The organism is Mesorhizobium sp. (assembly GCF_004962925.1).
In the GTDB taxonomy this organism is placed as follows: domain Bacteria; phylum Pseudomonadota; class Alphaproteobacteria; order Rhizobiales; family Rhizobiaceae; genus Mesorhizobium.
The window spans coordinates 1-13563 of record NZ_SUEO01000174.1 but is presented as its reverse complement, the minus strand read 5'-3'; the positions used below and the strand labels follow the sequence as shown (position 1 = coordinate 13563).

Annotated in this window: 10 protein-coding genes and 1 pseudogene; 4 read left to right on the top strand and 7 right to left on the bottom strand. The window is 61.3% G+C overall.

The genetic code is table 11. The features are described 5' to 3' along the window. Positions 1 to 317: pseudogene (locus E5W87_RS26640) on the top strand (ATP-dependent helicase); the annotation flags it as partial. A gap of 201 nt (positions 318 to 518) precedes the next feature. On the opposite strand, the gene E5W87_RS26635 reads toward E5W87_RS26640, so the two are convergent. Further along, on the bottom strand, positions 519 to 1412 hold the full coding sequence (locus E5W87_RS26635) for a LysR family transcriptional regulator (protein ID WP_292404468.1): 894 nt from the start codon (positions 1410 to 1412) through the stop codon (positions 519 to 521). Positions 1413 to 1541: 129 nt separating this feature from the next. Between E5W87_RS26635 and E5W87_RS26630 the strand changes: the two genes are divergently transcribed. Both E5W87_RS26630 and E5W87_RS26625 read left to right on the top strand, forming a co-directional pair. Next, positions 1542 to 2426, top strand: coding sequence for an NmrA/HSCARG family protein (locus E5W87_RS26630; RefSeq protein ID WP_292404466.1), 885 nt, complete (start codon positions 1542 to 1544; stop codon positions 2424 to 2426). 36 nt (positions 2427 to 2462) lie between these two features. After that, complete coding sequence (locus tag E5W87_RS26625) at positions 2463 to 2735, top strand: DUF2798 domain-containing protein (protein ID WP_192365652.1); 273 nt, start codon at positions 2463 to 2465, stop codon at positions 2733 to 2735. Positions 2736 to 2841: 106 nt separating this feature from the next. On the opposite strand, the gene E5W87_RS26620 is transcribed toward E5W87_RS26625, so the two are convergent. The 6 genes from E5W87_RS26620 to E5W87_RS26595 all read right to left on the bottom strand — a co-directional run bounded on the left by E5W87_RS26620 (position 2842) and on the right by E5W87_RS26595 (position 10264). Continuing rightward, positions 2842 to 3492, bottom strand: coding sequence for an OmpA family protein (locus E5W87_RS26620; RefSeq protein ID WP_095489478.1), 651 nt, complete (start codon positions 3490 to 3492; stop codon positions 2842 to 2844). A 181-nt stretch (positions 3493 to 3673) separates the two neighbouring features. Next, positions 3674 to 4042, bottom strand: coding sequence for a GFA family protein (locus E5W87_RS26615; RefSeq protein WP_292404464.1), 369 nt, complete (start codon positions 4040 to 4042; stop codon positions 3674 to 3676). Positions 4043 to 4215: 173 nt separating this feature from the next. Continuing rightward, positions 4216 to 4602 (bottom strand): hypothetical protein, encoded by a 387-nt coding sequence (locus E5W87_RS26610; protein ID WP_292404462.1) that lies wholly within the window; start codon positions 4600 to 4602, stop codon positions 4216 to 4218. Between the two features lie 443 nt (positions 4603 to 5045). Then, a protein-coding gene (gene prfB, locus E5W87_RS26605) for a peptide chain release factor 2 (protein WP_292404459.1) occupies positions 5046 to 6177 on the bottom strand; the annotation gives its coding sequence in 2 pieces (ribosomal slippage) (positions 5046 to 6110 and positions 6112 to 6177; 1131 coding nt in all). A gap of 141 nt (positions 6178 to 6318) precedes the next feature. Further along, positions 6319 to 8775: a penicillin-binding protein 1A gene (locus E5W87_RS26600; protein ID WP_292404457.1), complete on the bottom strand. Its 2457-nt coding sequence runs from the start codon at positions 8773 to 8775 to the stop codon at positions 6319 to 6321. Between the two features lie 214 nt (positions 8776 to 8989). Next, the gene (locus tag E5W87_RS26595) at positions 8990 to 10264 is read right to left on the bottom strand and encodes an N-acetylmuramoyl-L-alanine amidase (RefSeq protein WP_292404455.1); all 1275 of its coding nucleotides are present in this window, start codon (positions 10262 to 10264) and stop codon (positions 8990 to 8992) included. 674 nt (positions 10265 to 10938) lie between these two features. Between E5W87_RS26595 and E5W87_RS26590 the strand changes: the two genes are divergently transcribed. Then, positions 10939 to 13563: ribonuclease E/G (locus tag E5W87_RS26590; RefSeq protein WP_292404453.1), on the top strand; the 2625-nt coding region annotated here is incomplete at its 3' end.

Genomic DNA, 13563 nt, shown 5'->3' with positions numbered 1-13563 from the left:
ATGCAGCACCGGATACGACAGGCGAGCCAGTGGTGGCCGAGACCGCGGTCACCGATGCCGGTGAGCGGCGCGCGCGCAAGGAGGCGATCCGCTCGGAAAATACCGAGCGCCAAGCTTCACCCGAACGCCAAGCTTCACCCGAACGTAAGGCTTCGCCCGATCGCAATCGCAACGAACAGCGTGCGCCGGAACGTGGCGACACCAGGCCGCAGCGCGACGGCAATCGCCTTGGCCGCAATCGCCAGGAAGACAATGACGCGACCGTCGGCTTCGGCGATGACATGCCCGCCTTCATGCGCATCGTGGCCAAGGTCTGATCACAGCAGAAATTCTCAAATGCAAACGAAAACGGCCCCTTGCGGGGCCGTTTTCATGTCTGATATTTGCTTTGCTCAGGTGTGGCCCGAAAGCTGGATCTCGACGTCCCGGTTCTAGGCGCGGTCGGCCGCCGCCGCGTCTCGCCGAAGTCGATGACCACGAGGCCGTCGACCGCTCGGTTGCCTCGTCTGATCCGGCGGCTACAGGTTTTTGAATTCCAGGCGGGACGGCAACATATCCAGAAACGCGCGAACTTTGGCTGAGGATGATCTGCCTTCCGACCACACGGCGTGCATCGGCACCGGCACCGGCTCGAAGTCGCTTAAAACCACCTCTAGGCGGCCATCATCCACCAAATGCCTTATCTGCCAAAGGGGCGAGTAGCCCAAACCCATTCCGTGAACTGCGGCCGCATAGATCGGTGCCATCAAATTGGATCGAAAACTGCCAGCCACTTTCACCGCCCGAGGTTTCCCCTCGATCTGAAACATCCATTCACCTGGACGCTGGTCGGAGGTTCGAACAATGCAACTGTGCTTGCCCAGTTCAAAGGGATGCGCTGGTCGGCCACGGTGTTCAAAGTAGGAAGGCGAGCCGAAAACGACGCGCCGTAACGCGCCCAAGCGTCTGGCTCGCAAGCTGGAATCCGGCAAATTGCCGATCCGTATCGCCAGATCGAGGCCCTCGGCACCAAGGTCGACAAAGCCATCGGCGAGCTGGAGGTCAACCTCGACCCGCGGATACATCTGCATGTAGTCGGCGATGACAGGTACAACGAAATCCGGGCCGAACAGAACTGGCGCGCTCACGCGCAGGATGCCTGACGGTTCCGATCGTTGGTTGGCGGCCTGAAGTCTTGCGTCGTTTATTTCGTCGATGGCGGGTTTGATGCGGTGGAAAAACGCCGTTCCGGCTTCGCTTGGTGTCGAACGGCGCGTCGTCCGCTGTACAAGTTCGACCCCAACGGATTCCTCCAGCGTCGCCAAAGACCGGCTGATCGATTGCAGTGAGCGATTCAGCCGGCGCGCGGCGGCCGTCAGACTTCCATGCTCGACGATTGCCATGAAAGCTTCAAAATCATCCATCCGGCTCATGACGTCTCCGTTTATCACGAAAATCGAGATAAACTATCGCAAATCTAAATAATTGTAACGCTGTTCGCGACCTTTTACTTTCCCTGGAAGAAATCCCGAAAGGGGCAGGTTTCATCGAAGGGAATTGTCATGCGAGCACCCAATCCAACCGTTCTGGTCGTGGGCGCAACAGGCCGATTTGCCGGATTGATCGTGCCTCAACTTATCCGCCGCAATGCCAGCGTTCGAGCATTCATTCGCGACCCCGCAAATGCCGAAAAGGCCCGGAGGCTCGGGGTATCCGAAGTCGTGACCGGAGATTTGCGCAACCCTCAGAGCCTCGAAAATGCCGTCGAGGGCGTCGACGGCGTCTTTCACATCGGACCGGCCTTTGCCCCCGACGAAGCAGCCATGGGTGTTGCCATGGTCGAGGCTGCAGCACGAGCAGGCGTTCGAAAATTCGTCTTCTCGTCTGTGATCCAGCCGACCAATACGCGGCTTAAGAACCATGCGAGCAAGGTGCCGGTCGAAGATGCTCTCTACTCGACGAACATGGAGTACACCATTTTGCATCCCGCCAATTTCATGCAGAACATCGCCGCAGCCTGGCCGTCCATCGTGAGTGATGGCGTTTTTTCGGAACCGTTTCCAAAGACTGCAAAGCTGGCGCGTGTCGATTACCGCGATGTCGCTGAAGTGGCAGCGATCGCATTGACCGAGGCGCGGCTGTCCTATGCGACGCTTGAGCTTTGCGCGGACGGTATGCATAGCCGGGAAGAGATCGTTTCAATGATGAGCGAAGAACTTGGCCGGACCGTTTCTGCTGGCGAGCCAACCTTTGGTGAGTGGGCAGCGAATGCCCGTCTTTCCTACGACGACCGGCAACTACAGCTGCTGGCTAAAGTCCATGACCACTACGCGAAGTACGGCCTCGGCGGAAATAGCCTGACACTGCGCGCCGCCTTGGGCCGCGAGCCGCGTTCGCTACGAAGCTTCATCCGAGAATTGGCCCTGCAAACGGCACAGGTCGCCTGATCGCGCCCATAAGCATTTTCCGACTAGGAGATTTCCATGCAAGCATCACCGCAAAAGACGTTGAAGCTGAGAAAACTGCCGCCTTCATACAGTGCTGTGGTTATGCCGTTCGTTCTTTCAATCCTCATGACCTGCATCATCTCGGCGGTTTCGACGGCGATCGGCACGGGTTGGACGAACGGTTTTGTAGCGACCTGGTCATACGCATGGGGCGTATCATGGCTTGTTGCGTTTCCGAGCCTGCTGATTGTCCTTCCGATCGTGCGCCGGATCGTTGCGGCGATTGTCGATCAGCCGGTTCGCCCCTGAAAACGAAACGACGGGCGCCGACGTTCGTCCGCCCAGAAAAAGCAAACAAGAACGGCCCCTTGCGGGGCCGTTCTCATGTTCAATCCCGTCTTCCTATTTGTCTTGCTCAGGTGAGCGGTGAAAGCTGGATCTCGACGCGGCGGTTCTGGGCACGGCCGTCGGCCGTCGCATTGGAAGCGATTGGACGCGTCTTGCCGAAGCCGGTGACGGCGAAGCGGCGGGAATCGACGCCCTGCCCGGACAGATAGTTGGCGACCGCCAGCGCGCGGCGCTGCGACAGGTCGAAATTGTGTTGGTCGCCACCGGTCGAATCGGTGTGGCCGAACACGTCGACCGTGGTCTGCCGAAACTTGTTCAGCACAAGTGCGACCGAATTCAGCACCTGATAGAAGCCGGGCTTCACCGCGTCCTGGTCGACGTTGAAGGTGATGTCGGACGGCATGTTGAGGATGATCTGGTCGCCGGTGCGGGTGACGCTGACGCCGGAGCCCTGAAGCTGCCGGCGCAGTTCGGCCTCGTTCTGGTCCATGGTGGCGCCGATGGCGCCGCCGGCGAGCGCGCCGACTCCAGCGCCGATCAGCGCATTACGGCGATCGTTGCCGCCGGCAAGCAGGCCGAGCCCCGCACCCGCCAGCGCGCCGATGCCGGCGCCGGCCGCAGTGTTGGAAACTTTCTGCTCTCCGGTATACGGATCGGTGGTGGTGCAGGCGCTCACAAGTACAGCCGTCGCCACGGCGACGAGCACAGTCTTTTTCATTCGGTAGTCCCTCTCCAAACCGCGGTCACGCCGACGGCGCGCCATATCAGCCCTTCCGGGCTCGTTGTAACATGAAATGCGGCGAAAAGCGGAACGGGAAAAGCGGCTGGCTAAGGCTTTTCCCGGTCAATTCCACAGCCGCGATGTTGCGCGATTTTGATGGGCTGCCAGAGATTATCGGCTACCAGAGATTCTTGCCGTCGATGACGACGACCTCGACCTGATCGAGGTCGAAATCGTCGAACAGGCGCGAGTTCACGCTGATCTTCGGATTGTCGAAATCCGGCTTGCCGGTCGACCAGTCCGGCGTCTCGGTAAAGGTGCCGCAGCCGCAGGTGGCGCAGAAACCGTGTTTGATCGTTTTCGATCCCCACCGGTAGAATGTGACATTCTTGAGTGGGCTGGTGAGCTTGAATTGCGACGGGGTGTAGTAGGCCCACAACGAGCCGCGCTTCGAGCAGAAGGAGCAGGTGCATTGCGTCACGGTCTGCGGCGCTTGCGAGACCTCGAATGTCGTCGCCCTGCAGTGGCAGCTTGCCTTTATAGTCATGAACGCCTTCCTCCCGATTGCCTGCCGCCCGCGCGGCAAGGCAACATAAAGAGACGCTCCTGGCAACCGTCTGTCAGCAGACTCGCCTGCCTGCGTCAGACGCGTAGCGCTTCAATCTTTGTTTGATGCAAGTCGTCATCCCAAAACCGCTGCGCACTTTTGGGCGACATGCATTAAAACGACGACGGCGGCACGAACAGGCAGATGGTCTTTCCGTCGTTGGCGCCGGCGACCGAGCACCAGTGATATTCGCCGTCGGGCGAATTCTTGATCCGTGTGTCGCTGTAGGCCACGACCTCGCCTGTCCCCTTGATGACGTAGCCCTCCGGACGCTCGCTGATCGAGGCCTGCGAGACCGCGCGGCAATCATAGCCCGAGCAACAGGAGAATGGGTAGCTCCAGCCTTGCGGCTTGGCCGCGGTCGGCTTGGCGTCGTGCGCCAAAGCGGGCGCTGCAAATATGCAGGTGGCGGCCGTTAGAGCCACCACCGCGATGATTGAATTCAGGAGGCGGCGCGCCGTCTTGACGGCTGAGGCCGGTCGGGTTGTGAAAGCAGGCATGGGCGCAGTTCCTATCAACGAGTTCAAGCGTTTCGCTTGCCCGTTCCCGGAACGTGTCTTCCCAGTGGCCGGATCGTCAGGTCGCAGATACGCCGCGTCCGGCCATAAATGCTTTTTTCCCCCAGCCTTCGAATGCTGGGCTGATTCCTTTGTTGGCGCAAGAAAATTGCTGTGCAAGCCGAGCGCCGACATCTGCAGCCGGAACCAGACTGCCGGGGTTGACGAGAGTGACTTCATCAACCCCGGCAGATGGGATCGCAGATAACGAGATTCGGCTCGCAGTGGTTCCGGGCTAGGCGCCGGCAGGCCGGCAGCATCCACCCCCGAGGTAGAAGTCGTTATGAAAAATTCAATGAAAAAACAAAGCCATAAAGCGACCGCTCAATTAGAGTGAGAGCCTGTCACTCTAGCGTGATATTCCAGCTGCTTTGCTGCTTAGGAGCTCAGTCGATATCGGCCACCACTTCGCCGGCACCGCCCTCGATGCGCTGCGACAGCGAGGCCTCCATGAAATCGTCGAGGTCGCCGTCCAGCACGCTCGACGGGCTTGTGCTCTCGACGCCAGTGCGCAGATCCTTCACCAGCTGATAGGGCTGCAGAACGTAGGAGCGGATCTGGTGGCCCCATCCGATATCGCTCTTCGACGCTTCGGTGGCGTTCGCTACTGCCTCGCGCTTCTTCAGCTCTTCCTCGTAGAGCCGCGAGCGCAGCATCTCCCAGGCCTTCGCCTTGTTCTTGTGCTGAGAACGCTCGGCCTGGCAGGCGACCGCGATGCCGGTGGCGAGATGGGTGATGCGGACCGCCGAATCGGTGGTGTTGACGTGCTGGCCGCCCGATCCGGACGAACGATAGGTGTCGATGCGAACATCCGATTCGGAAACGTCGATCTCGATCGTATCGTCGATCACGGGATAGACCCAGACGCTGGCGAAGGATGTGTGGCGGCGCGCATTGCTGTCATAGGGCGAAATACGCACGAGCCGGTGGACGCCGGATTCCGTCTTCAGCCAACCATAGGCATTGTGGCCCTTGACCAGCAGCGTGGCGGACTTGATGCCCGCCTCTTCGCCGTCATGCACTTCCAGCACCTCGACCTTGAAGCGACGCCGCTCGGCCCAACGCGTGTACATGCGCAGAAGCATCGAGGCCCAGTCCTGGCTTTCAGTGCCGCCGGCGCCGGCATGGACTTCGAGATAGCTGTCATTGGCGTCCGCCTCGCCCGAAAGCAGCGTCTCGATCTGGCGGGCCTTTGCCTCGCCGCGCATCGAGCGGATCGCCGCTTCTGCCTCGGCGACGACGCTCTCGTCGCCCTCTTCCTCGCCAAGCTCGATCAGGCCGATATTGTCTTCCAGCGCCTGGGTGAGGCCTTTGACCGCGGCGATGCCGTCCTCGAGGCCCTGGCGCTCACGCATCAGCTTCTGCGCCTCCAGCGGCTCGTTCCAGAGGCTCGAATCCTCGGCACGCACGTTCAGGTATTCAAGCCGCTTTATGGCCTGATCCCAGTCAAAGATGCCTCCTCAGCAGGGTAATCGCCTGCCTGATTTCGTCGACAATGTTCTGCGTTTCCGCGCGCATGGCTGGCTGTTCTGTCCTGTGCTGAAATGGTGCCCTGTTGCTTAAACAGAGCTTGCGTTGGCGCGATACATAGGGACGGCACCGCCGCCTGTAAAGCAAAATGGGCCGGCTCGGAAGCCGGCCAGAATGCCATATCCTATGTCAATAAAGTCCGCCGCCGCCGGACTGGATGGCCTGGTTGGCCTGTGGCGACAGCGAGCCGCCGGAGGCGTTGGAGCCATCCGCATCCATGCCGATTACCCAATAGCTGTCGGCGGGGCCTGTGCCCGGCTTGAAGGCTTCGATAAAGGCGCCAGCGTCGCCGGGGTTGGCCCGCATGCCGGTCTTGCGATTGATGGCGATCAGCTTCATGCCTTCGGGGACCTTGAAATCGACATTGGGCGTGCCGTCCAAAGCCACACGCATGACGTCCTTGAAGATCGGCGCGGCAAGGCCGCCGCCAGTCGCGCCCTTGCCAAGACCTTTCGGCTGATCGTAGCCCATGTAAAGCCCGACAACGAGATTGGGCGTGTAGCCGATGAACCAGGTATCCTTCTCGTCGTTTGTCGTTCCGGTCTTGCCGGCGATGTGGCGGCCGAGTTCGGCGACGGTGGCGCCGGTGCCGCGCTCGACGACGCCCACCATCATCGAGGTGATCTGATAGGCGGTCATCGGATCGAGCACCTGCTCGGAATTGTCGACCAGTTCCGGCTCGGGCTGGTTCTGCCATTCCGTCGCGTTGCAATTTTCGCAGCCGCGTTCGTCCTGCCTGTACACCGTCTTGCCGTAGCGATCCTGGATGCGGTCGATCAGCGTCGGCTTGATCGACTTGCCGCCGTTGGCCATGATCGAATAGGCCGACACCATGCGCATCACGGTGGTCTCGCCCGATCCCAGCGCCATCGGCAGATATGGCGCCAGATGATCGTAGACGCCGAAGCGCTCGGCATATTCCACGACCAGCTTCATGCCCATGTCGTTGGCAAGGCGCACGGTCATCAGATTGCGTGACCTTTCGATGCCGGACCGCAAGGTCGCCGGACCTGCCGTCCTTCCATCGTAGTTCTTCGGCGTCCAGGTCGTGTTGCCGCTCTTGATGGTGATCGGGCCGTCCATGATCACCGAAGCCGGTGTATAGCCATTGTCGAGGGCAGCCGAATAGACGATCGGCTTGAACGACGAACCCGGCTGCCGCATGGCCTGCGTGGCACGGTTGAATTCGGACTGCGCATAGGAGAACCCGCCGACCATGGCCAGAACGCGGCCGGTATGCGGATCCATGGCGATCAAGCCGCCTTCCACTTCGGGAACCTGGCGCAGGCTATAGGCCCCATCCGTATCCTCTTTCTTCTGCACGAAGATGACGTCGCCCGGCTTCAGCACGTCCGCCGGCGAGTTGGCCTTGACGGTCTTGCCGTCGACCACGTGACGCATGGCGAAGCGCATGTCCTCCTTGCTGACGGTGCCTTCGATGCGATCCTTGACGAGTTCGCCCGAGACCTGCCTCGTCGGCTGAAGGCCGATGGATAGGCCCTTTTCCGAGCTGTCGAGCACGACGGCGAGCGACCATTCGGGCACGTCCTCCAGTCGCTTGACGTCGCCCAAAGGCACGCCCCAGTCGCCAGATACATTGATTGACTTCACCGGTCCGCGATAGCCGCGCAGCGTGTCGAACTTCATCAGGCCGTTCTGCATGGCTTTGCGGGCGATGAGCTGCATCTTAGGATCGAGCGTCGTACGGACGGACAGGCCGCCCTCATAGAGTGCATTCTCGCCGTAGCGTGCGCTGATCTGGCGACGCACTTCCTCGGTGAAGTATTCGCCGGCGAACAGATAGGTGCCGGTGCGGCGCGGGGTGACGCCGAGCGGCTCGGCCTTGGCCTTGGCGCCTTCTTCATGCGTGACGTAGCCGTTGTCGACCATCTGGTCGATGACCCAGTTGCGGCGCTCGATGGCGCGGTCGGCATATTTGAACGGATGATAGTTGGAGGGGCCCTTCGGCAAAGCCGCCAGGTACGCCGCCTCCGCCACGGTGAGTTCATTCACCGCCTTGTCGAAATAGGTGAGTGCAGCGCCGGCAACGCCATAGGCGCCAAGCCCGAAGAAAATCTCGTTAAGGTAGAGCTCGAGAATGCGGTCCTTCGAATAGGCCTGCTCGATGCGGAAGGCGAGGATCATCTCCTTGATCTTGCGCTCGTAGGTCTGGTCCGAGGACAACAGGAAGTTTTTCGCCACCTGCTGGGTGATCGTCGAGGCGCCAACCTGGCGCTTGCCCGAGCCGAAGTTCTGCAGATTGACCATGATTGCGCGGCCAAGGCCGGTCATATCGATGCCGGGATGATTGTAGAAATTCTTGTCCTCGGCAGACAGGAAGGCCGCCTTGACACGATCCGGCACCGCCTGGATCGGCAAATACAGGCGCCGCTCGCGCGCATATTCGGCCATCAGCGCACCATCGGACGCATGGATGCGGGTCGTCACCGGCGGTTCATACTTGGCCAGGACCTCGTAGTCGGGCAGATCCTTCGACAAATGGCTGATATAGATCGCCACGCCCGCCGCGACCAAAAGGGCCAGCGCCGTGCCGATGCCGAAAAAATAGCCAATGAGACGAATCATGCCCGCTCCAGTCCTTGGTTCGGGAATCTCCTAAACGAAGCCGCCTTTCGCGCAAGCTTTCGAGACGATCCCGACCGGTAATCGAAAACCCATGTCGCCACCATGTGGGCAAAATGCGGCAGCATGGTATTTCGGCTTCGAATGGCGGAAATATAAGTACGAAGTGTTGTCGTCGTGCAACGCTGCCTCTGGTTGTGGGCGATCCGCGGGCATCTCAGCCTCCGGTTCCCGCTCCGGCCCTGGCTGAAGCGAACAGGGCGATGGCATTGGTTATGCTCTGGGCCGCCTTGCCGCGCCAATCGGCGCTGAGCAGTTGCGCCTCGTCCTTGGCGTTCGACAGATAGCCGAGCTCGACCAGCACGGAGGGGACATCCGGCGCCTTCAACACCTTGAAGCTGGCCGAACGCTGCGGATTGTTGATGAGGCCGACGCTGGTGGAAAGCTGGCCGACCAAAGTCTGGGCGAAACTCATCGAGAAACTATGCGTCTCGCGGCGAATCAGGTCGATCAGAATGTCGGTCACTTCCTTGTTATCGTCCTTGATCTCCATGCCGGCGAATTGGTCGGAAAGGTTTTCACGGTCGGCGAGCGCCTGCGCTTCGGGATCGGAAGCCTTATCGGAGACCGTGTAGACGGTCGCGCCGCGAAGGCCCTTGACCCTGATCGTGTCGGCGTGGATCGAAATGAGCAGATCGGCCTCGTGCTGGCGAGCAATGCGCACGCGGTCGTCCAGCCGCAGGAATTGGTCCGTCTCGCGCGTCATGAACACGTCGTACTTGCCGACTGCGGCAAGTCTGGCCCGCAATTCGGTGGCGAAAGCGAGCGTGACGTTCTTCTCGACCGTGCCGTTCAGGCCCTCGGCGCCACCGTCGATGCCGCCATGGCCCGGATCGATGACGACGGTGAAGCGATGGCCTGGATTGGAGATCGGCCCGGTGCCGATCCGGCCGCCCTTGTCGGGGGAGACCGTCGAGCCGGTGGTCAGCGCTTGATTGGCAAGGGCGGCGTCGAACTCCCGCACGGACGCCGCCGACATGTCGACGGCGATGCGGTAGCCGTTGCCGTCATCGTTCTTGAGCACGTCGAACCTGTCGACGGCGAACGGGCCCTTGCTGGTGAGGATCAGCCGCGATGTCCCCTCGCCGAGATCGCCGTAACGCACGCTCCTGACCAGGCCGCGCGCCTTCACATCCTTGGCATTGATGGCAAATTTCGTGCTTGGCAGGTCGACGACCAGACGGTGGGGGCCGCGCAGCAGGAACCATTTGACGTCGGGCTCGCGGTCGAAATTCACGACGATGCGCATCTTGGTGGCGTCACCCGCCATTTTGTAGCTCGTCGCGGCGAGCGGCGCGTCGGCAGCAAAGGAGATCGGCGAAGCCAGGCAAGCGACAACCAGCAACAGCAGACAAGCAGCGTGGAGGTAAGCGGCGTAGAAGAGACGGTTTCCGGCGCGACCACCCTTGTGCGTGAAGACTGCCAGTCCCATCTCTTTCCAGTCGCTCCGGTTTGGCGCCAGGCGCCCAATCTTAGTTGTCGGAGTGTCGGCGTCTTGTCGAAATGCCGGTTAGGCCGCGAACTCGATTAACGATTGGTATCCAGAGAAGGTTAACCAAGCCTTTTCGTCCAAAGGCTTAAAGCCGTGCTTCCGTTGCGGAACCGCTTTTTGCCGGCATCCGAAATCGGGGTTGCCTTCCAACCCGCCAAATCATAAAAGCGATGGTGGATCACTGCAATCCTGGAACCGTCCTTCTCCGCAGCTTCCCGCTACAGGTCAGATGAACGACGGCTCCTTTCGCTTCAGGCGAAAAAGGCATCAGGTGATCGCGACGAATTTCGCAGGTGTGAGCCCGTGGCGGGGGAAACGCCTGCGTGAGGAAAACGGCCGGGATTGTCCCGCGCCGGCTCTGTACGAGCAAACAAGCTGGTCCGGTTTTCCCGGGCTTTGGTTCAAAAAGGTTCTGCTGGTTACGATGGCTTCAAGCGCAATCATGGAAAGGTCCGCAGCAAACCGCGCCATTATGGCTGCGGGCGGCACCGCCATGGCGCTAAGGCAGCGGCCGGCGGACATTCAATTGCCCGGCACCCATGTTCATCCACACTCACAGCGGCGGGCTTTGCCTCGCAAGCTGCGGCTGACGGCTGCCGGGGGGAAACGAAATAATGCCCAACAAGATGCTGATAGACGCCTCCCACCCGGAGGAAACACGCGTTGTCGTCGTTCGCGGTAACCGTATTGAAGAATTCGACTTTGAATCCCAGGACAAGAAGCAGCTCAAAGGAAATATCTACCTCGCCCGCGTAACCCGCGTCGAACCCTCGCTTCAGGCAGCCTTTGTCGAATATGGCGGCAACCGTCACGGTTTCCTCGCCTTCAGTGAAATTCATCCCGACTACTACCAGATTCCGGTCGCCGACCGTCAGGCGCTGCTGCGCGCGGAAGCGCAGGAGGCTGAAGACGAGGACGATGAGGAGGGCGAAGGCGACGACCGCCAGAGCCGCGATCGCGGCCGGCGCGGGCGCCGGCGCGGTGGCAAGAGCCGCGACCGAGGCGAGCACAAGCGTGATGCAGGTGCGGCCGATTCCGACGATTCTGTCGATTCCCCCGATTCTGCCGGTTCCAATGAGAGCGGCGAGGATGCGGTCGCGGAGAGCGGCGATACCGTTTCCGAAAATGTGGACACGGCGCCCGAGACTTCGGAACATCGCGAGGATGTCGCCAGTCATGAGGCGAGTCGTGATGAGACAGGTCGTGATGAGACTGGGCCTTCCGAAGGCGGACCCAATTCCATCGCCGCCAGCATCGAAGCGGATGTGATTTCCGAAGCCATGCCGCGGGCGGAGTCGGCCGGCGAAGCCACGTCCACCGACAATGATCGCGGCATGCTGGAAGAGGTGCATTCCTCGCATTCGGACGACCACGAGGTCGAATCGGTCGGCGCCGAGGATGCGCTGGAAGAAGCGCGCAACCGCCGCAAGCCGGTGCGCCGGCAGTACAAGATCCAGGAAGTGATCAAGCGCCGGCAGATCCTTCTGGTGCAGGTCGTGAAGGAAGAGCGCGGCAACAAGGGCGCGGCGCTCACCACCTATCTGTCGCTTGCCGGCCGCTATTCGGTGCTGATGCCGAACACGGCGCGCGGCGGCGGCATCTCGCGCAAGATCACCAACGCACAGGACCGCAAGCGGCTGAAGGAGGTCGTCGCCGACCTCGAAGTGCCGCAGGGCATGGGCGTCATCCTGCGCACGGCCGGCGAAAGCCGCACCAAGGCCGAAATCAAGCGCGATTACGAATATCTGATGCGGCTTTGGGAAAATGTCCGCAATCTGACGCTGCAGTCTACGGCCCCTGCCCTGGTCTACGAGGAAGGCAGCCTGATCAAGCGCTCGGTGCGCGACCTCTACAACAAGGACATCGACGAGATCCAGGTCTCCGGCGAAGAGGGCTATCGCGAGGCCAAGGACTTCATGCGCATGCTGATGCCGAGCCACGCCAAGGTCGTGCAGCCGTTCCGCGACACGACGCCGATCTTCGTGCGCAATGGCATCGAGGCGCAGCTCGACCGCATGCTGCAGCCGCAGGTGACGCTGAAGAGCGGCGGCTACATCATCATCAACCAGACCGAAGCGCTGGTCGCCATCGACGTCAATTCGGGCCGCTCCACCAAGGAGCACTCGATCGAGGACACAGCGCTTCACACCAATCTGGAAGCGGCCGAGGAAGTCGCACGGCAGCTGAGGCTGCGCGATCTCGCCGGCCTGATCGTCATCGACTTCATCGACATGGAGGAGAACCGCAACAACCGCTCCGTCGAGAAGCGGCTGAAGGATCACCTCAAGAACGATCGCGCCCGCATCCAGGTCGGCCGCATCTCGCATTTCGGCCTGATGGAGATGTCGCGCCAGCGCATCCGTGCCAGCGTGCTGGAATCGACGATGAAGCCTTGCCCGCATTGCGGCGGCACCGGCCATGTCAGGTCCGATTCGTCTGTCGCGCTGATGGTGGTGCGAGCGATCGAGGAATTCCTGCTCAAGGATTCGCGCAGCCACATCACGGTGCGGACGCCGGCGGCGACCGCGCTCTATGTGCTCAACCACAAGCGCGGCACGCTTGTGGAACTCGAAAGCCGCTTCGGCCTGACCATCACCGTCGAAGCCGACGACGCGGTCGGAGCCCAGCACTATGCGATCTTCCGCGGCGCGCTGGCGGAAAAGCCTGAAGGCTTCGTCGAGGTGCGCACCTTGCCCGCCTATGTCGAGCCGGAAGAGCCGGCGGACGAAATCGTCATCGACGAGGAGGACGAGGCTATTGCACCGGTCGAGCAACCGCGCCAAGCGCAGCAGCCGCAGCAGCCAAGGCCAAGCGAGGATGGCGAAGGCCGCGACCGCAAGCGCCGCAAGCGCCGCAGACGGCGCGGTGGCAAGGATCGCGATCGTGAGCACGGCGCCCCTGTGGAAGGCGCCTCCCTCTCGACCGCTACCGATGGCGTTTCCGAAGCCACAAACGATGAAGGCGCCGAAGCAGCTCACGAGGAGCAGGTCGGCGTCACTGAGGCGGTGGAAGCGTCGGATGAAGGTCAAGCGTCGGATGACGGTCAGGGCAAGAAGCGCCGGCGCGGCAAGCGCGGCGGCAAGCGCAATCGCCGTGAAGACGGTGAAGGCGAGGTCGATGCAGGCACTGCCGAGGCGGTTGACAGCCCCGAAGGCGACGTCTTGGAGGCCGTCTCCAGCGAGCCGGTAGCAGCAACGCCGGTCGAAGAGCCTGCAGACCTTGCTCCGGCCAACGACGAC